General features: G+C 66.4%; 16 protein-coding genes. 9 read left to right on the forward strand and 7 right to left on the reverse strand.

The features are described 5' to 3' along the window. Nucleotides 1-21: 21 nt before the first annotated feature. Entirely contained in the window at nucleotides 22-708 is a 687-nt protein-coding gene (locus U1H82_RS17065; RefSeq protein ID WP_322966169.1) for an Npun_F0296 family exosortase-dependent surface protein, read from the forward strand. A gap of 148 nt (nucleotides 709-856) precedes the next feature. On the opposite strand, the gene U1H82_RS17070 is transcribed toward U1H82_RS17065, so the two are convergent. The 4 genes from U1H82_RS17070 to paoA form a co-directional block, all read right to left on the reverse strand. Next, on the reverse strand, nucleotides 857-2,218 hold the full coding sequence (locus tag U1H82_RS17070; RefSeq protein WP_322966170.1) for a cation:proton antiporter: 1,362 nt from the start codon (nucleotides 2,216-2,218) through the stop codon (nucleotides 857-859). Nucleotides 2,219-2,388: 170 nt separating this feature from the next. Next, nucleotides 2,389-4,599 (reverse strand): aldehyde oxidoreductase molybdenum-binding subunit PaoC, encoded by a 2,211-nt coding sequence (paoC, locus tag U1H82_RS17075; protein ID WP_322966172.1) that lies wholly within the window; start codon nucleotides 4,597-4,599, stop codon nucleotides 2,389-2,391. Further along, the gene (locus tag U1H82_RS17080) at nucleotides 4,596-5,546 is read right to left on the reverse strand and encodes an FAD binding domain-containing protein (protein ID WP_322966173.1); all 951 of its coding nucleotides are present in this window, start codon (nucleotides 5,544-5,546) and stop codon (nucleotides 4,596-4,598) included. The genes paoC and U1H82_RS17080 overlap by 4 nt, the downstream gene beginning before the upstream one ends. Further along, nucleotides 5,543-6,196 (reverse strand): aldehyde dehydrogenase iron-sulfur subunit PaoA, encoded by a 654-nt coding sequence (gene paoA, locus U1H82_RS17085; RefSeq protein ID WP_322966174.1) that lies wholly within the window; start codon nucleotides 6,194-6,196, stop codon nucleotides 5,543-5,545. Before paoA ends, U1H82_RS17080 begins: the two co-directional genes overlap by 4 nt. A gap of 281 nt (nucleotides 6,197-6,477) precedes the next feature. Between paoA and U1H82_RS17090 the strand changes: the two genes are divergently transcribed. Continuing rightward, nucleotides 6,478-7,470: a methyltransferase gene (locus U1H82_RS17090; RefSeq protein WP_322966175.1), complete on the forward strand. Its 993-nt coding sequence runs from the start codon at nucleotides 6,478-6,480 to the stop codon at nucleotides 7,468-7,470. Between the two features lie 61 nt (nucleotides 7,471-7,531). Then, on the forward strand, nucleotides 7,532-9,145 hold the full coding sequence (locus U1H82_RS17095) for a DUF5597 domain-containing protein (protein ID WP_322966176.1): 1,614 nt from the start codon (nucleotides 7,532-7,534) through the stop codon (nucleotides 9,143-9,145). Here U1H82_RS17095 and U1H82_RS17100 read toward each other — a convergent pair. The 3 genes from U1H82_RS17100 to U1H82_RS17110 are packed head-to-tail and all read right to left on the reverse strand — an operon-like array spanning nucleotide 9,136 to nucleotide 12,931. Continuing rightward, complete coding sequence (locus U1H82_RS17100; protein WP_322966177.1) at nucleotides 9,136-10,737, reverse strand: sensor histidine kinase; 1,602 nt, start codon at nucleotides 10,735-10,737, stop codon at nucleotides 9,136-9,138. The genes U1H82_RS17095 and U1H82_RS17100 overlap by 10 nt on opposite strands. Further along, complete coding sequence (locus tag U1H82_RS17105) at nucleotides 10,716-11,438, reverse strand: response regulator transcription factor (RefSeq protein ID WP_322966178.1); 723 nt, start codon at nucleotides 11,436-11,438, stop codon at nucleotides 10,716-10,718. The genes U1H82_RS17100 and U1H82_RS17105 overlap by 22 nt, the downstream gene beginning before the upstream one ends. After that, on the reverse strand, nucleotides 11,435-12,931 hold the full coding sequence (locus U1H82_RS17110) for a DUF4153 domain-containing protein (protein WP_322966180.1): 1,497 nt from the start codon (nucleotides 12,929-12,931) through the stop codon (nucleotides 11,435-11,437). Before U1H82_RS17110 ends, U1H82_RS17105 begins: the two co-directional genes overlap by 4 nt. 192 nt (nucleotides 12,932-13,123) lie before the next feature. Between U1H82_RS17110 and U1H82_RS17115 the strand changes: the two genes are divergently transcribed. From U1H82_RS17115 to U1H82_RS17140, 6 genes are all read left to right on the forward strand, one after another. After that, nucleotides 13,124-14,935: a DUF885 domain-containing protein gene (locus U1H82_RS17115; protein ID WP_322966182.1), complete on the forward strand. Its 1,812-nt coding sequence runs from the start codon at nucleotides 13,124-13,126 to the stop codon at nucleotides 14,933-14,935. A gap of 99 nt (nucleotides 14,936-15,034) precedes the next feature. Continuing rightward, the gene (locus U1H82_RS17120; protein WP_322966183.1) at nucleotides 15,035-15,625 is read left to right on the forward strand and encodes a hypothetical protein; all 591 of its coding nucleotides are present in this window, start codon (nucleotides 15,035-15,037) and stop codon (nucleotides 15,623-15,625) included. A 169-nt stretch (nucleotides 15,626-15,794) separates the two neighbouring features. Continuing rightward, a complete protein-coding gene (locus tag U1H82_RS17125) occupies nucleotides 15,795-16,106 on the forward strand; it encodes a hypothetical protein (protein ID WP_322966184.1) in 312 nt (103 codons plus the stop codon). Nucleotides 16,107-16,216: 110 nt separating this feature from the next. After that, on the forward strand, nucleotides 16,217-16,921 hold the full coding sequence (locus U1H82_RS17130) for a hypothetical protein (protein WP_322966185.1): 705 nt from the start codon (nucleotides 16,217-16,219) through the stop codon (nucleotides 16,919-16,921). Nucleotides 16,922-17,048: 127 nt separating this feature from the next. Continuing rightward, nucleotides 17,049-18,974 carry a 1-deoxy-D-xylulose-5-phosphate synthase gene (dxs, locus tag U1H82_RS17135; RefSeq protein ID WP_322966186.1) on the forward strand — a complete coding sequence of 642 codons (1,926 nt, stop codon included), beginning with the start codon at nucleotides 17,049-17,051 and terminating at the stop codon, nucleotides 18,972-18,974. Then, nucleotides 18,971-19,144: a hypothetical protein gene (locus tag U1H82_RS17140; RefSeq protein WP_322966188.1), complete on the forward strand. Its 174-nt coding sequence runs from the start codon at nucleotides 18,971-18,973 to the stop codon at nucleotides 19,142-19,144. Before dxs ends, U1H82_RS17140 begins: the two co-directional genes overlap by 4 nt. The last annotated feature ends 275 nt before the right edge of the window (nucleotides 19,145-19,419 follow it).

Consider the following 19,419-nt stretch of genomic DNA (forward strand, 5'->3'; position numbering starts at 1 on the left):
AGGGAGGACTGAGGACCAACGATGCGCAAGATCACGATTTTCATGCTCACCGCCGCCGCCGCTGTCATTGCGGCACCCGCGCTGGCCACGCCCGCGAGCCCCGGCACGCTGACCAGCGTCGCCAATGACAGCTATACCGCGCAGAACAACGTGCCCGCAGGCTCGACGGTCGTAACCTTCGACACCAATCCGCAACTGCCCAATGGTTTCTCGCTGAACGGTGGCAACATCTATGCGCAGGGGCAGTACCCCGCTTATCTCGCGCCGGAGGGTGACAACACCAAGTTCCTGGTGACGGCGGCCAATGCGACGACGACTCTGACTGCTAACAAGAATTTCGGCTATAGCGGCATTGGTCTCAACTGGGGCTCGATCGACAGCTCGAACGTACTTGATGTGCTGGATATCTTCGGCAGCGTGATCGCGACGATCACCGGCAGTCAGGTTGTCGGCAAAGACTCGTGGGGCGGGCAGGGCAATTTTAACCGCTACGTCACCTATACCCTCGATCCGAAAAGCGGTCAGCAGATCGGTGGCCTGCGCTTCACCAATCCCAATAATAATGCCTGGTCATTCGAAGTCGACGATATCGCGTTCATGGGCGGCAGTCCGGTCTCTGTGCCGGAACCGGCATCGATCGCGCTGTTCGGTGCCGGTCTGGCCGGTTTGGCCGGAGCGGTTCGCCGCCGCCGTCGCCAAGCCGCCTGAATTCGTTGCAAAGCTGCTGCGTCGGTCGGTGTGACCGGCGCAGCCCTTTTCCCCCGCGGCTTCGGCCGCTTTTTTGTGGTCCGGGTGTCGTGGAGGTCTGCGAGGCTGACCGGTCTTCCCGCTCCAGCGTGGAGCTGGAGCCCCGGCCTCATGACGTTGTCGCGTTCAGCGTCTCCATCTCACCCAGCACCCGCGCCTTGCGGCCATAGACATATTCGAACAGCGGGCTGGCCATCATGGTGGTCACGATCGCCATCAGCACCAGCATCGAGAACAGGGTGGGGCCGATAATGCCCTTTTGCAGGCCGATATTGATGATGATGAGCTCCATCAGCCCGCGCGAGTTCATCAGCGCGCCGATCCCCATCGCGGTGCGATTATCCTCGCCACAGGCCCGTGCCGCCAGATAGCAGGCGCCGAACTTGGCCACGATCGAAGCGATCAGGATGCCCAGCGCGACCAGCAGCAGCGGCAACGAGTTGACCATGTCCATCCGCGTGTTCAACCCCGAATAGGTGAAGAACATCGGCAGCAGCAGGACGACCGCCAGCGGCTCGACCTTCTTCTTCAGCTCGGTGACGAACAGGCCACGGGGCATGAACACGCCCAGGATGAAGCCGCCGAAAATGCCGTGCACGCCGATCGCGTCCATGATGAAGGCGGACAGGCAGAAGGCCATCAGAGTGATCGCCAGCACGGTGGTGGTCATCTCGCCCCGTGCCTCGACCGCCCGGCCGAGTGGCGCGAACAGGCGGCGGCCGAACAGGATCAGGACGCCGACATAGAGGAACGCCCCGCCGATCGCGAGGATCGCCACGCCGCTGCCGCCGCCAAAGGTCGCCAGCACAACGGCCAGCACGCACCAGGAAGCGGCATCGTCGAACGCTCCGGCCGCGAGCGACAATGTGCCCAGCGGACTATCGGCCAGTCCCCGCTCGTTGATGATCCGCGCCAGCATCGGAAAGGCGGTGAGCGCAATGCAGGCTCCCATGAACAGGGTCGCATTGGCGCGGCTGACCCCGGCGGTGAAGAGACCGGGCACCTGAAGCAGCAACGGCGTGATCGCCACCGCGATCAGGAACGGCGCGATGACGCCGGACGCCGACACCGCCAGGGCACTGCGCGCCTTGGACTGGAAATGATCGAGCCGCAGGGTCAGACCGACCAGGAACATATAGAGCGCGACGCCCAATTGCGCCCCCGCATAGAGGACGTTGCGGGTTTCCTTCGGAAAAATCGCGCCCTGTAGATCGGGAAAGAACAGGCCGAGTAGCGAGGGGCCCAGTACCACCCCGGCGATCATCTCCCCCACCACCGGCGGCTGGCCCAGGAAACGCTGCCCCGCCCAACTGACGATGCGGCAGGCGAACAGGATCACCGCGAGTTGCAGGAAGAAATGGACGCTATAGTCGCCGGGAACATAGGTCGCGGCCGCCCCGGCGCTGGCCGGGCCATGCGGCGACAGGATGCCGCCAAAGGTCTTCCAGAAACTGTCGATCGCGTCGTTCATCGGTGTCCCATCCCCCCCCCTGCCGGACTTGGTCGGTCCGGCCAGCGTGACAAATGCCCTATAGTGCAACAGGATTTTGAGGAAGTCCGATGGATTTGAAGACGGGTGTCGCAAATCCTGCCCGGCCGCGACATAGCGTCGCGGCCGGGGCTAAAGGCCGCGAATAGGGTTCAGGCGATGGCGGGCAGCCTGTCGAGATGCTTTTCCAGCGTCAGCGGATAGTCGCGGATACGAACGCCCGTCGCGTTATAGACCGCATTGGCCACCGCCGCGCCGACGCCGCACAGGCCGAGTTCGCCCACGCCCTTGGCCTTCATCGGATTGGCCTTGTCATCGGCTTCCTCCAGGAAGATCACCTCCTGATGCGGGATGTCGGCATGGACCGGCACCTCATAGCCAGCCAGGTCATGGTTGACGAAGAAGCCGAAGCGCTTGTCGACCGCCAGCTCCTCCATCAATGCCGAGCCGACGCCCATGGTCATCGCGCCGATCATCTGGCTGCGCGCCGCCTTGGGATTCAGGATACGGCCCGCCGCGCAGACCGCCAGCATCCGCCTTAATCGCGTCACGCCGGTATAGGCATCGACCCCGACCTCGACGAAATGCGCGCCGAAGGTCGACAGCTGCCACGTCTTGTCGAGCGTGCCGAACTCGATCTTGTCCTCGGCGGTCAGCGGACCGGCGGAGGCCGCATCGCGCAACGAGACCGATCGGTTGCCGCCCGACACCTGGCCATCGGCGAAGGTCAGATCGGCCGAGTTGAAGCCCAGCCGCTGCGCCACCGCCTCGCGCAGTTTGACGCAGGCCGCATAGACGCCCGCCGTCGCATTGGCCGCGCCGAACTGGCCACCCGATCCCGCCGACACCGGATAGTCGCTGTCGCCCAGCCGGACATCGACTGCGCTCATCGGCACGCCCATCATCTCGGCGGCGGTCTGGGCGATGATCGTGTAGCTGCCGGTGCCGATATCGGTCATGTCGGTCTCGACCACGACCCGCCCATCCTTGTTCAGCGTGACCCGCGCGCCAGACTTCATGTTGATATGATTGCGGAAGGCGGCGGCGACGCCCATGCCGACCAGCCAACGTCCGTCGCGGACCTGGGCGGGCTTGGCGTTGCGCTGGTTCCAGCCGAAACGCTGCGCGCCTTCCTCCAGGCAACGGACGAGCTGGCGTTGCGAGAAGTGCCGGTCGGGCTTTTCAGGATCGACCTGGGTGTCGTTCTTCACGCGGAAGGCGACCGGGTCCATGCCCAGCTTTTCGGCCATCTCGTCCATCGCGATTTCCAGCGCCATCATGCCCGGTGCCTCACCCGGTGCGCGCATGGCGTTGCCCTCGGGCAGGTTCAGCACGGCGAGGCGCATCGCGGTCAGGCGGTTGGGACCGGCATAGAGCAGCTTGGTCTGGTTCACCGCCGTCTCGGGACCACCGCCGGGCTGGTCGCCCGATCCGCTTTCATGCGCGATCGCCTGGATCGCGCCGTCCTTGGTCGCGCCGATGCGGATACGCTGTACCGTGGCGGGGCGATGGGTCGAGTTGTTGGCCATCAGCGGCCGCTGCATCGCGACCTTGACCGGCCGCCCGACCGCCTTCGCCCCCAGCGCCGCCATCACGGCATCGGCGCGCAGGAACAGCTTTCCGCCAAACCCGCCGCCGACATAAGGCGAGATCAGCCGCACCTTTTCCTTTGGGAGTCCCAGCGTCTTGGCGAGGTCGCCGCGACCCCAGGCGATCATCTGGTTCGAGGTCCAGACGGTCAGCTGGTCACCTTCCCAGATCGCCAGCGAGGCGAACGGCTCCATCATCGCATGGCTATGGTCGGGGGTGGTGTAGGTCGCGTCCAGCTGTACCGGCGCGGCGCTGAAGGCGCTCTCGAACGAGCCCGTCCGGTCTTCCTTGCCGGGCTTGCCCTCTTCGCCGCCGGTCAGCGGCGCACCCTTTAGCGCTTCGTCCAAGTCATATTGGCCCTTGGCGCGGTCATAATCGATCCGCACCAGCCCGGCGGCGGCGCGGGCCTGCTCGAAGGTTTCGGCAACGACGATGGCGACGGCCTGGTGATAATGATCGACCTCGGGACCGCCGAGCAGCTTGACCGTGTTGAAATTGCCCTTGTTGAGCTTGCCCGCCTCGGCGGCGGTGACGATGCCCAGCACGCCCGGCGCGCCGCGTGCATCGTCGAGGTTCATCGATCGGATGCGCCCCTTGGCGATGGCCGCGCCGATGATCCAGCCATAGGCGGCATTGGGTGCCTCGGCATGGCGTTCATAGGCATAGGGCGCGGTGCCGGTGGTCTTGCGCGGGCCGTCGATCCGGTCCTGCGGGCGACCGACCACGGTCATGCGGTCGATGGGGTTGGTGCCGGCTGGCTCGGTGAATTTCATGCGGTCCTCGCCTGGCTGATGGCCGCCGCCAGCGTCCGTTCGACGAGCGGCACCTTATATTCATTGTCCTTGGTGGGGCGGGCATCGGCGAGCAGCGTCGCCGTCACTGCCTTGGCCCCCTGCGGCATCGCGGCCTCGGCCGCTTCGACCCGCCAGGGCTTGTGCGCGACGCCGCCGACCGCGACGCGGCCCGTGCCGTCCTTCTGGACGATGGTCGCCACCGACACGAGCGCAAAGGCGTAAGAAGCGCGGTCGCGCACCTTCTCATAGATATGGGTGCCGCCGACCGGGCGGGGCAGGGTGACGGCGGTAATGAGTTCGCCCGGTTGCAGCGCGGTTTCGATATGCGGCGTATCGCCGGGCAGGCGGTGGAAGTCGGCGATCGGGATGGCGCGAGTTTGGCCTTCCGGGTTCACCGTTTCGACCACTGCGTCCAGCACCCGCATTGCGACGTTCATGTCGCTGGGGTTGGTGGCGATGCAATGGTCGCTGGACCCCACCACCGCGAGTTGGCGCGAATAGCCGCCAATGGCACTGCACCCGGTGCCGGGCTTGCGTTTGTTGCAGGCCATGTTGGTGTCGTAGAAATAGGGGCAGCGCGTCCGCTGGAGCAGATTGCCCGCCGTCGTCGCCTTGTTGCGCAGCTGTCCGCTCGCCCCCGCGACGATCGCGCGCGACAGGACGCCGTAGTCGCGCCGCACTCGCTCGTCGGCGGCGAGCGCGGTGTTGGTGACGAACGCGCCGATGCGCAGGCCGCCTTCCTTCGTTTTCTCGATCCGGTCGAGCTTCAAATCCTGCACGTCGATCAGATGGGTCGGCGTTTCGACCTCGATCTTCATCAGGTCGAGCAGATTGGTGCCGCCCGCCAGGAACTTGGCACCCGGCTTGGTCGCCGCGCGCGCCGCCGCGACCGCGTCCTTGGCGCGCTCATAGGTGAAGGGCTTCATGCCCCCATCTCCTTATTCGCCACTCCTGCGACGTCGGCCATCGCGTCGGCGATGTTGGAATAGGCGCCACAGCGGCAGATATTGCCACTCATCCGCTCGCGCATCTCGATGCCCGATGCCTTGGGTTTGGCGGTCAGGTCGGCCTGGACATGGCTGGGCACGCCGCGCTTGATCTCGTCGAGCACCGCCACCGCCGAGCAGATCTGGCCCGGCGTGCAGTATCCGCACTGATATCCGTCATGGCGGACGAAGGCGGCCTGCATCGGGTGCAGCTTCTCGGGCGTGCCGAGCCCTTCGATGGTGGTGATGCTGTCGCCCTCATGCTGGAGCGCGAGGGATAGGCAGCTGTTGATCCGCTCGCCATTGACCAGCACGGTGCAGGCACCGCACTGACCGTGGTCGCAGCCCTTCTTGGTGCCGCTCAGGTGCAGATGCTCGCGAAGCGTGTCGAGCAAGGTCGTGCGCGGGTCGAGCGACAGGGGCTGCGCCTTGCCGTTGACCTTCAGCGTGACGGGCATGGCGGGGGGATCGGCGGGCATGGTGCTCCTCTTGGTCTGCGCCTCGGCCGGGGCGGAGGCGGCCATCGCGGAGGCCGCGCCCCCGACGATCACGCCGCGTCGCGACACGGTAAATTCACTGCTATCCGCCAATGTCCCGGCTCCCTTGCATCCTGTCCAGACCCCATTTTCAGTCTGTGTTCGGCCGCCGGATGCTATCCCGGTCGCGGATCGCCGGACATGATCGCCGACGTCGCTGGCTGACATTTTGTTCACAACGCATCTAAGCCGTTTTGGTGGCGGCAAAAAATATCATGGGATAAGGGCGGGGCATTGTCATGTCCTCCGCCCCAACCGCTCGATCCAGATCAAGAGCGGGAACCGGCCTGTCCGCTTATCCATATGTTCCTGCAATAAAATACAGCAGGAACAATATGTTGAGTGAAAATCATGACAATCGTGCGGCGTTGCAGAGGGGATCGGAGCCCTGGTATGATCCGGCCCGCCGCCCGGCCTTGCTCGCCTTGCTCGGGCTGTTGGACGATCGGGGATACGACTTCGTGACCCCGACGCCCGCGACCCATGCGCGGGTGGTGAAACGGCCCGATCGCCGAAGTGCGACGAGCCTTCGCGACGTGCTGGGGTGGAGCCTGGCCTTCGATCGTGATCTGCTCGATCCGGCCATGTCCTGGGCGTTGGAGGAGGCGGGGGCGATCCAACCGATATCGGCCGACCGATGGGCCCCGACCTTGCGCGTATCGCGGGTCGGGGCGCAGCTCTACCTGCATTCCGCCTATCCGACCACGCAGGCCGATGCCGTGTTCCTGGGGCCCGACAGCTATCGCTTTGCTCGCTGGATCGCCGAGAATGGAAAGGCCGACGCCCGGACGGTGATGGATTATGGCGCGGGTGCCGGGGTCGGCGGCATATCGGCGGCGAGCGGACTGGCCGAGGCACGGCTGACCCTGGCCGATATCAACCCCAAGGCGCTGTTCCTGGCAGGGATCAATGCCGAGCATGCGGGGATCGCGCATGACACGATCGAGGCGCATGAACCACCGGCGATCGGGCGGCGCTTCGACCTGATCGTCACCCATCCGCCCTTCATGATCGATGCCGACCGTCGTGCCTATCGCGACGGCGGCGACCTGTACGGCGCGCGGCTGTCGCTCGACTGGGTCGTGCAGGGCGTTCGCCTGCTGACGCCGGGCGGGCGGCTGATCCTGCATACCGGCGTGTCGATCGTCGATGGGCGGGACGTGCTGCTCGACGAACTACGCCGCTGCCTGCCCGAACAGGGTCTGGCGATGCGCTATGTCGAACTGGACCCCGATATCTTCAGCGAAGACCTCGACCAGCCCGGCTATGAACAGGTCGAGCGGATCGCCGCCATCGGCCTGATGATCGAGCGCGACGCGGCCAGTTGATGAGCGCTCCCATCCCGTGCACAGAAGGCCTTACATAGCGAAAAAACCTGAGGGGGATGTGATGCGGGGTACGGGATGGGCCGTCTTGGCGCTGGGGCTGGGGAGCCCGCTCGCTGCGCAGACGACAGCGGTGCCGCAGATCGTCAGCAAGGACGGTCGCCATGCGCTGATGGTCGATGGCCGCCCCTTCCTGATGCTGGGTGCGCAGGTCAACAACTCCAGCAACTATGCCGCCGCGCTGCCGCAGGTCTGGCCGGTACTCGATCGCATCCATGCCAATACGATCGAAATCCCCGTCGCCTGGCAACAGATAGAGCCGGAGGAGGGGCGGTTCGACTTCAGCTTCGTCCAGACGCTGCTCGACCAGGCACGCGCGCATGACAAGCGCGTCGTGCTGTTGTGGTTTGCAACGTGGAAGAACACCTCGCCGGGCTATACGCCGGACTGGGTCAAGCTCGACAATCGCCGCTTTCCCCGGATGAAGACGAAGGCAGGGCAGGATCATTACGCGCTGACCCCGATGGCACGCACTACGCTGGAGGCGGACAAGCGCGCCTTCGTCCGGTTGATGACGTACCTCAAGGAGCATGATCCGCAGAACACGGTCATCATGGTCCAGCCGGAGAATGAGGTCGGCAGCTATCGCAACCCGCGCGACTATTCGGCGGCGGCGCAGAAACTGTTCGACGGGTCTGTGCCCGAGGCATTGACGCGCAGGCTCGGCAAGCCGCGTGGCACCTGGGCGGCGGTGTTCGGCGCGCAGGCCGACCGGGCGTTCAACACCTGGTACACCGCGCGCTACATCGATGAGATCGTCGCGGCGGGCAAGGCGGTGAAGCCGCTCCCCATGTACGTTAACGCGGCGCTCGCGGGGCCGTCCAACGTGCCCGATCCTGACGGCGTGGCGAGCGGCGGGCCGCAACAGGACGTGCTCGACATCTGGAAGGTCGCGGCGCCCTCGATCGATGCCGAGGCGCCCGACATCTATGACCGGGCGAGCGCCAATGTGGTCGCGTACATGAACGCCTATGCCCGGCCCGACAATCCGCTGCTGGTGCCCGAGATCGGCAATGCGCGCGCGTTCGCCCGCTATTTCTACGAGGCGTTGGGGCGCGGCGCGATCGGCTTTGCGCCGTTCGGCATGGATGACACGGGCTTCTTCAACTATCCGCTTGGGGCCAAGGCATTGGACGCGGCGACGCTGGACGCCTTTGCCGGGCCTTATGCGGCGCTGGGCGGCGTGATGCGCGACTGGGCGCAGGCGGCGTTCGAGCATCCGAGCTGGGGCACCGCCAAGCCTGATGACGGCAGCGACCGTGAGACGGTGCTGGGCGACTGGCGCATTCGCGCGGAGTTCGGCCAGTGGCAGTTCGGCGAGAAGAGCTGGAGCTGGCTCAAGTCCGAGCCTGCACCGTGGAAGGCCGAGCCGGTCGGCGGCGTCGCGGTCGTCCAGCTGTCGCGCGACGCGTTTCTGCTTACCGGCGACCATGTCCGCGTCCGCTTCGAGCCTGCGGAGCCGGACCCCAAGGCGATGATCGTTCGGGTCGAGGAGGGGCATTTCGCCGATGGCCGCTGGGTGATGGACCGGGTGTGGAACGGCGACCAGACCGATTACGGCATCAACCTGATCGACCGTCCGGTCGTGTTGAAGGTCGTGATGGGCCGCTATCGCTGAACCAAGGGCAGGGTCAGCCGCATCGCGGTTCCCTGTACCGCGTCCGCCAGGGTCAGCGTACCGCCCGATCCCGCGAGCAGCGCGCGTGCGATCGACAAGCCCAAGCCGGTGCCGCCGCTCGTGCGGCGTGAGGTGAAGAAGGGCTCGAAGATGCGGTCCCGGTCGCCAGGCGGGATGCCGCCGCCATTGTCGGCGACGGTGATGACGATGGGGTCGCCCGTCTCGATGCGAAGGGTGATCGCGTCGGCACCCGCCTGCGCGCCATTCTCGATCAGGGTGGTCAGCACCGCCTCCAGCGTTTCGGGCGCGATTTGCGCCCTCAGGGCGGGCGCATCGGCCTCGACCCGAACCGCGACACGGCGGGTGCGGTGCGCGTCGGCGAGCTTGCGGGCGGTGGCCACCACGTCGCACGACCGATCCGCCGCCGCGACGCTCATGTCCGCCCGCGCCAGATCGAGCAGGCGCGAGACGAGCAGCGTCAGCCGCTCCGCATCGGCATCGGCATTGGCGAGGAAGCGGTCGCGCTCCTCCGCCGACATAGTGGCGCCGTGATCCTGCAACAGCTCGATCGCGCCGCGAATGCCGGTCAGCGGCGTCTTGAACTCATGGCTGACCGCATGGGCGAAGTTGCGCAGATAGAGCGAGCGGGCCTCGATCGCCTGCGCCATGGCGGCGAAGTCGCGGTAAAGCTCCTGGATCTCGATCGCCGCCGTCGCCGGGATGGCGGGCACCGTGCCGCGCCCGGCGGCGACATCGCGCGCGGCATCCTGCAACTCCTCGATCGGCCGGGCGATACCGCGCGACAACAGGCCCGACAGCAGGATCAGCGTGCCCAGGATGGACACTATGCCGATGACGATCTTGCCCCAATCCTGATAGAGCCCGACGAACAGCGACCGCGCTGAGCGCGACAGCAGAAGGACGCCGACCACCCGGCCGTTCACCAGGATAGGTCGGGCGTAATGGACCCGCGTCGCCGCCGCGCGCGACAGCCAGTCGAAACGGTAGATCGCCCTGTACCGCGCATCCCGGCGTAGCACGGTGCGCGGCGTGCCGGTCAGCGCGACGGCGACCTCGGGCAATGCGGCATAGCTGCCCTGTCGCCCCGAGCCGCTGACGATCCGCCCGTCCCGGTCCAGCAGCATGATCGAGGCCAGCGTGGCCTCACGGGTGGCCGCCAGAACCGGGGCAAGCCGATGGGCGGCATCACGCGCGTCGGCGACCGGCGGCGGCGCTGCGGCGGGGGCGGGGCGTTCGGGCAGGATCGGCGTGGCGCTGAGATCGACCGCCGTCGCGGTCGGGCTATAGGGATTGGCTGTCGGGGGTGGAGCGCGCTCGACGCTCCGGCCAGGTGGCGCCTCCGGCCACAAGGCAGCGGCGCTGGCGGCGAGCGCGGCGCCTTGGGCCACCAGTTCGGCCTCGGTCTGGCGGACCAGCGTATTCTCATAGACGCGCAAGGCCACCGCGCCGACACCGGGCAGGGCGGCGACCAGGAAGAAGCTGGCGAACAGATAGGTGCGTAAGGTCAGGCGCGGCCAATGGCGCTTGGCCCATGCCTTGAGCGGCCCGATCACGCCGCCCCGCCGGTGCACGCCCCCAGCCGATAGCCGATCCCGGCGCGCGTCTCGATCACATCGGTCCCGCCATGTTCGGCGAACTTCGCGCGCAGGTTGCGGATATGGCTGTCGATCGTCCGGTCTGTTACGGCAAAGCCTGGCCCATGCAGCCGGTCGATGATCGCGTCGCGGCTGAACACCTTGCCCGGCATTACCGCCAGCGTGCGCAGGATGGAGAATTCGGTGACGGTCAGCGGAATTTCGGCGTCCGCCCAGCGCGCCTGCCATCCTTCGATGTCGAGGCACAGGCGGCCCTGCCGGATCACCGCGCCCGCACTTTCGACGCTGGGCGGATGGGCATGGGTGCGGCGCAGGATCGCCATGACCCGCGCCACCACCTCGCGCGGGGAAAAGGGCTTCACGACATAATCGTCCGCGCCCAGCTCGATGCCCAGCACCCGATCGATCTCGTCGTCGCGCGACGACAGGAACAGGATCGGTGTCTCGCTCTGGCTGCGCAGGCGGCGACAGACCTCCAGCCCGTCCATGCGCGGCATGTTGATGTCCAGCACGACGAGGTCGGGATGGTGCGCCGCGACCTCGGTCAGGGCCGCCTCTCCGTCCGCCGCCTCGATCGTATCGAGCCCCGCCTTGCCGAGCGCGAAGACGAGCAGTTGGCGAATATTGGGGTCGTCATCGGCGACCAGGATCGTGCGGGGCATGGGGCACAGGATCACGGGCGACGGCCTTCGTCAACGGGTGGGGGCGGGAAGGGCGCTCCGCCGCACTGGCGCTGCTCGCGTGAGTGGGCCTGCGTTCCGATCCGGCCCCGCGCGGCGGCCAGTCGCCGTGCGCCGCGCCAGGTCCAGCTATGCCAGTCGGCCTGTTCGCGGATCAGACGCGCGGCTACCTGATCGATCACATAACCCGTGCGCTCGCGCAGGATCGGCCCGGCGGCGCGGTGCTCCAACGCGATCAGCGGCAGCAGCGCGGCGGCCCCCGTGCTTTCCAGATGGCAAAGGTCGATGTCATCGGCGCTGTGGGCATGGGCCACGTTCCAGCTGGCGGAGATCGCTCCCAGATCGCTTGCGCATCCGGCGGTCAGCACCACGCCCGCCGCCAGCGCATTGGCATTGACCAGCCAGCGTGCCGATCGCCCGCGCCACATCCGCCAGAGGATCAGGACCAGTCCGAACACGACCAGCCCCATCCAGGCGAGCGCGGCGATCCGCCACGGGGTCAGCGAATAGACCGCGATATAGTCGATGGTCCGCAGGATGCTGGAGGCGACCAGCAGCACATTCTGCCCAACCCACAAGGTGATGAGGCGACGCAAGGTGCGGTCGTCCTCCGACCCGGCGGCATAAAGCACGAAACCGCCCGCCAGCAGCGCGGTCACGATCAGCGGATAGGCGCCGCGATGGGCATAGTCCGCCAGCGTCATCCCTTGGGGCAGCGGCGCGCCGCTCCACAGAAAGGCGAGGTCCAGCCCGTTCTGCACCGCAAAGATCAGGTTGAAGGCGACCAGCGACAGGATCAGCGTCGCTCGCCCCAGGCGGGGGAGCAGCGGCGTCGAATAACGCCCCACGCCCTGCGCCAGCAGCGTCTTTCGTGGCCGCAGGCTGGACCAGGTGAGCAGCAGGAAGGGCAGCGAGAACAGCAACCGGTACAGGATGTCCGACAGGTCGGGAAAACGGATCGCGGCAAAGGCGTCGTCGATCAAAGGATTGGCCTGCGCGAACAGGGTTAGGAACAGCGCGCTGCCCGCCACCGGCACGACCAGCATTGCTGCGACCGCCACCAGCTTGGGCTCGCTGCGCCCTTGCTCGATCCGCGACAGGCGTGCGGCGTCGCGTAGCGGGGCGACAAGACTGAGGACGCCGTGGATGAACAGCCGCCCCGCTGCATGGATCGCATCGTCATAGCGACGCAGCGGCAACAGCGTCGCCATGCCGATCGCGATCAGGAACATCAGGGCCTTGAGCGGCCCCGGATCATCGACCAGCATCAGTCCGAACAGCGTCGCCACCGCGATCGCCACTCGCGCCGACTTGCTGGCGCGGACGTCCGGCCGGGTCAGCAGCAGGACGATGGTCCAGCCGAGCGCGAAGCCGCCCAGCGTCCAGCCGGGCTCTTCGCCGTAGAAGAACAGATGCGCCAACCCGATCAGCGCGGCGGCGCCGATCAGCTTGAGGCGAAAGGTGAATGGTCCCGATGTCCTTGCCGTCATGCCGATCTCCCTTGATCGGGCCGCTATGCGGGGACGGCGTCGAGGGGCGGCGGTCGCCTTCGCGCTATTCCAGTATGGGATCGGTGCAGAACCGGTGCAGACCGCCACGTCAGCGCGCGCGGGAAAATACCTTTCCACTATCCGATCAAGGGCTTAGCCTGTCGGCTTCGACAGGATCGTCCGGGAGTGTTCATGCAGCGTCGCCAATTCCTCGCCTCCGCCAGCCTTGCCGCCGTCTCCGCCGCCACGCCGGTCTGGGCCAGGGCGACCGAAAGGGGTGGCGCGCGCGACGCGGAGCTTCGGGCGATGCTGGACCGCTTCTTCTATGCGCGGTTGGAGGACAGTCCGGAGCAGGCGACCTCGCTCGGCTTCGACACTGGCCCGCGTGCGCATCTGAAGGCTCGGCTCGGTGACGTGTCGCGTGCGGGTGAGGCACGGCAGTTCGCGCGCGCGCGGCAGGAACGCGCGCAGCTTGCCACCATCCCGCGAGCCGCACTGGGGGAGGCGGCGCGGCTGGATCATGACATCGTCGCCTATGGCCTGGACCGGATGATCGCGGGCGAGCGCTTTGCCTATGGATCGAGTGCCGGGCGTTATGCCCCCTATGTGCTCAGCCAATTATCGGGTGCCTATCGCGACGTGCCCGATTTCCTGTCCAGCCAGCACCGGGTGACGCGTGCCGCCGATGCCGATGCCTATGTCGCACGGGTCGAGGCGTTCGGCCCTGCGATCGATGCCGAAACCGAGCGGCAGCGTGAGGATGCGGCCAAGGGCGTCTTCGCGCCCGACTATATCCTGGACACCACGCTGCGGCAGTTGGCGGCGGTGCGCGACAAGGCGCCCGAGGCGACCGGCCCGACGGTCGATCTTGCCGCCAAGCTCAAGGCTGCCAACCTTCCCCCCGAACGGGCGCAGGGTGTTGCGCGGCTGATGGTCGAGCGGGTCTTCCCCGCGCTCGACCGGCAGCGGGCGCTCGTTACCGAATTGCGGGGGCGGGCGGCCCATGACGCGGGCGTGTGGCGACTGCCGGACGGCGAGGCCTATTATACGGCGGCGGCGGCCGCCGCGACCACGACCGAGATGACCGGCGACGAGATCCACCGGCTGGGGCTGGCGCAGGTGGCGGAGATCGGCGCGCGGATCGACGGCATATTGAAGGCGCAGGGCATGGCGCAAGGCAGCGTCGGCGAACGGCTGGTCGCGCTCAACAAGCGGCCGGACCAGCTCTATCCCAACACCGATCCGGGGCGCGAGGCGCTGCTCGAACAGTTACGTTCGCAGGTGGCCGCCATGACCCGTCGCCTGCCCGAACAATTTGCGGTGCTGCCCAAGGCGCCGGTCGAAATCCGCCGCGTGCCCGAAGCGATCCAGGCGGGCGCACCGGGTGGCTATTACCAGTCCGCCTCGCTCGACGGGGCGCGGCCCGCCATTTATTTCATCAACCTGCGCGACACGTTCGACCGGCCGAAGTTCGGGCTGGCGACGCTGACCTATCATGAGGCCGTGCCGGGCCATCACCTTCAGGTCATGTCGGCGCTGGAGAGCCAGGATATTCCGCTGATCCGCAGGCGCGGTTTCTATTCGGGCTATTCGGAGGGCTGGGCGCTCTATTCCGAGCAGCTTGCCGACGAAATGGGGATGTATGAGGGCAACCCGCTGGGTCAGGTCGGCTATCTGCAATCGCTGCTGTTCCGTGCCACGCGCCTCGTCGTCGATTCGGGGATGCACGCCAAACGTTGGAGCCGCGAAAAGGCGACCGACTATCTGATCGCCACCACCGGTATTGCGCGCGGGCGCAGCCAGGGGGAGATCGACCGTTATACCGTCTGGCCGGGGCAGGCGTGCAGCTACAAGATCGGCCACACCGTCTGGACCCGGTTGCGCGACGAGGCGAAGGCCAAGGCGGGCGCGACATGGGACCCCAAGGCGTTCCACCGCGTGCTGACGCTGGGCGCGATGCCGCTCGACGTGCTGGAGCGGGTGGTGCGCGAACGCATGGCCTGAGGCGAGTATTCCTCCCCGTGCAGGGAAGGAATGACGTGGACTTGAGGCTTGGCCAATCGCGATCGGGGCGGATAGGGTCGGCGATGGAGGAAGAAGTCTATGAAGCGTTCCCGTCGTCTGTCCGCTCTTTCGCTACTGGGTCTGGCGGTGGCGCTATCGCCGACCGGAGCGAGCGCCGCCGATAAGGGCGCCCTGCCGCGCAAGATCGGCGACTGGACGCTGGCGGTCAGCGAGGATGGTGACGGGTGTTTCCTGACGCGTATCTATGACCGACCGGGCGATACGACGTTGCTGCTGGGGCTCGACCGGGACGGATCGAATCATCTGACCGTGCTGAACGCCAATTGGTCGATCAAACCGAAGGAGCGGCTGGCACTCGACTTCAAGCTGACGAATGGCGGCTATCCCAAGCATTTCGCGGTCGGACTGGCGACGGATGACAAGCAGGGCTTCGTCACCAGCTTCGAAAAGCCGTTCCCAACCTATCTGGCCAAGTCGCAAAGGCTGGATATCGCGCGGGGGAACGTACCGGTCGAACGCCTGTCGCTCGAGGGCAGCGGCGTGGCGATCGCCGCACTGCGGGATTGCGTCGCCGCCCGGAAAGCCCAGCCAGCCAAGGCCTTGCGTGCCGATGATGGTGGCAAGGGCATTCCCCTCGATCCATTCGCGAAGCGGCCTGCGCAAAAATGACAGAATCTGAACGGTATCTTAACACGAAAGGATGTTCGTCAAATAGATGTCGCGCGGCGGATAGTAAACGCTTGGTCGAAAAACCGGCACGGTCGAACAGAAACAGGATTGTCGAACTTTTCCCGCTCAGCTTCGTTGTTGCGGTTGGTTAACGACTGGATGAACTGTTATGTCGGCTTATGCATCTAAATCCCTTCTCGCCGTGGTGACCTTGGCTGGCGCCGTCAGCCTTGGCGGATGTGCGACGAAATCCTTTGTACGCGAACAGATCGCACCGGTCAGCCAGCGGGTGGACTCGCTGGAATCGCGGCTCCAGCAGACTGACGGCACCGCCAAGGCGGCGCTCGCGGAAGCGCAGGCAGCCTCGGGCCAGGCGCAGCAGAATGGCCAGCGGCTCGATCAGCTCGGCAGCCGCGTCGATGGCGTCGAGCAGCGCCTGACCGTGCAGGAGCAGAAGCCCGCCCGTCGCCCGCGGCATTGATCGCGCAGGCTGTCGCGCGATAAACGCTTTCGAACTGCCGTGCCGGTCCTTCTCCTTATGGGAGAGGGGCCGGCCTTTCCCGTGAGTATGCTCCCCCGATGAAAGTTCTGATGGCGTCGCTGGCCGGGCTGGCTCTGATCCTTCCGGCGGCGGCCCCGGCGCAGCCGACCCCGCCCAAAACCGTCGTATCCAAATCCAAGATCAAGGCGAAGGCCAAAGCCAAAACCAAAGCACCGCAGGCCAAGTCGGAGGCCGGGCCCGTCCTCACGCCGTCACCCGCCGCCGAGCGGGTCATCGCCTGGGTGGCGGGATCGCACGACAATCGCGGCCTGCCTTGGGCGGTGGTCGACAAGGTCAACGCGACGATCTTCCTGTTCGCCCCCGACGGCAAGCCCCTAGCCGCCGAGCCCGTCCTGATCGGCATCATGCCCGGAGACGAGGCAAGCCCCGGCGTGGGTACGAAGACGCTGGCCTCGCTCGGCCCGGCGGAGAAGACGACGCCTGCGGGGCGCTATCTTGCCAAATTCGGCCTGCCGGTTGGGGGTGAGCGGGTGCTGTGGGTGGACTATGCCACCTCGGTCGCGCTGCATCCGATTCCGAAGGATGCGGGGGCGAAGGAAAAGCGGCGCGAGCGGATGCTGTCGCCCACGCCGGACGACAACCGCATCACCTTCGGCTGCATCAACGTGCCCCAAGCCTTCTACGCCAGGCAACTGCGCCCGACCTTCCGCAAGAAGGGCGGCTATGTCTATATTCTGCCCGATACCAAGACGTTGGAAGAGGTCTTCCCGCGGCTGCGGGTGCAGGCGTCATAGCGTCTTGAGTTTCCTGCTCGACAAGTGGGAAGGCCAGGCCGAACTGTCTCATATATCGTCCCCGACAATGACGCCTGGGTGAATAGTGGCAATCGACACCATCGCTTTGCTGCGATAAGCCGGTCAGATGGCAGACATTCCTCAGACCCCGCTGCTCGACACGGTGCACACTCCCGACGACCTGCGTCGTCTCGCCCCCGAGCAGTTGCGGCAGCTCGCCGATGAATTGCGGACCGAGACGATCTCGGCCGTCGGCACCACCGGCGGTCATCTGGGTTCGGGGCTGGGCGTCGTCGAACTGACCGTCGCTCTCCATTATGTCTTCAACACCCCCGATGACCGGCTGATCTGGGACGTCGGGCACCAATGCTATCCGCACAAGATCCTGACCGGCCGTCGTGACCGGATTCGCACGATCCGGCAGGGTGGCGGCCTGTCTGGCTTCACCAAGCGGTCGGAGAGCGAATACGACCCCTTCGGCGCGGCGCACAGTTCGACCTCGATCTCGGCTGCGCTGGGTTTTGCCATCGCCAACAAACTGGCGGGCACGCCCGGCAAGGGCATCGCCGTCATCGGCGACGGCGCCATGTCGGCGGGCATGGCCTATGAGGCGATGAACAATGCCGAGCAGGCGGGCAATCGCCTGGTCGTCATCCTCAACGACAACGACATGTCGATCGCGCCGCCGGTGGGCGGCCTGTCGGCCTATCTGTCGCGCATGGTGTCGAGCCGCGAGTTCCTGGGCGTGCGCGACGTGCTCAAGAAGCTCGCCAAGCGCTTCCCCCGCCCGATCCAGAAGGCGGCGCAGAAGACCGACGAGTTCGCGCGCGGCATGACCATGGGCGGCACGCTGTTCGAGGAACTGGGCTTTTATTATGTCGGCCCGATCGACGGCCATAATCTCGACCATCTGATCCCGGTGCTGGAGAATGTCCGCGACGCCGAGCAGGGCCCCATCCTGATCCATGTCGTGACCAAGAAGGGCAAGGGCTATGCCCCGGCCGAGGCGGCGGCGGACAAATATCATGGCGTCCAGAAGTTCGACGTGATCACCGGCGCCCAGGCCAAGGCGCCGCCGGGCCCGCCCGCCTATCAGAATGTCTTCGGCCAGGCGCTGGCGCGCGAGGCGGAGAGTGATCCGCGTATCTGCGCCATCACCGCCGCGATGCCCTCGGGCACCGGACTCGACAAATTCGCCGTCACTTATCCCGATCGCTTCTTTGACGTCGGTATCGCCGAGCAGCATGCGGTGACCTTTGCGGCGGGCCTTGCGGCGCAGGGGATGCGGCCCTTCTGCGCGATCTATTCGACCTTCCTGCAGCGCGCCTATGACCAGGTGGTCCATGACGTCGCGATCCAGAACTTGGCCGTACGCTTCGCGATCGACCGCGCCGGACTGGTGGGGGCGGACGGCGCGACCCATGCGGGATCGTTCGACGTTACCTATCTCGCCAGCCTGCCCAACATGGTCGTGATGGCCGCCGCCGACGAGGCGGAGCTGGTCCATATGGTCCATACCTGCGTCAACCATGACTCGGGGCCCATCGCGGTACGTTATCCGCGCGGCAACGGCGTCGGCGTGGCGCTGCCCGAGACGCCCGAACTGCTGGAGATCGGCAAGGGCCGCATGGTGCGCGAGGGCAAGAAGGTCGCGATCCTCTCGCTCGGCACTCGCCTGGCCGAAGCGCTGCGCGCCGCCGACACGCTGGAGGCCAAGGGGCTGTCGACCTCGGTCGCTGACCTGCGCTTCGCCAAGCCGCTGGACGAGGCGCTGATCCGCCGGATGCTGACCACCCACGAAGTGGCGGTGACGATCGAGGAGAATGCGATCGGCGGCCTGGGCGCGCATGTCCTGACCATGGCGTCGGACGAAGGGCTGATCGACGGTGGACTGAAGCTGCGCACGATGCGTCTGCCCGATCTGTTCCAGGATCAGGACAAGCCCGAAGTGCAATATGCCCAAGCCGGGCTCGACGCGGATGCGATCGTTGAAACCGTGCTGAAGGCGCTTCGCCACAACAGCGCGAACGTCACCCAGGGCGCGCGCGCGTGATCCGGGGCTGGACCGCCGTCATCGTCTTCACGACGCTGGCGGTGGTCATGATGGTGGGTCTGAACGTGCGGATGTGGCGGCGGATGAAGCAGACCACGGCGGCGGCCAAGGCCGAGGCGGAGCGGGAAGCGTTGGACGCCGAACGCAACCCCAACCCCCGTTCAGCTTGAGCGCAGTCGAAGGCTTCACGGACCTTCCCAAAATCACGTTGTTCCCCGGCGAAGGCCGGGGTCCAGTTGCCACTTGGTCAAGCTGGGGCGAGAAACCGGCGTGGGAGGCCTTCGCTACCCTCCGCAAAGGCCTCCCACGCAACGTTCCGCATCCACTTCGGTAACGCAGAAACTGGGCCCCGGCCTTCGCCGGGGAAGGCGAGGGGTGAGGGTTTCCCTTGGCCTTCGACTTCGCTCAGGCTGAACGGGGTGGGGGGGCTATCACCTCCGTTCAC

Source organism: Sphingomonas fuzhouensis, from assembly GCF_034659795.1.
Lineage (GTDB): Bacteria > Pseudomonadota > Alphaproteobacteria > Sphingomonadales > Sphingomonadaceae > Sphingomonas > Sphingomonas fuzhouensis.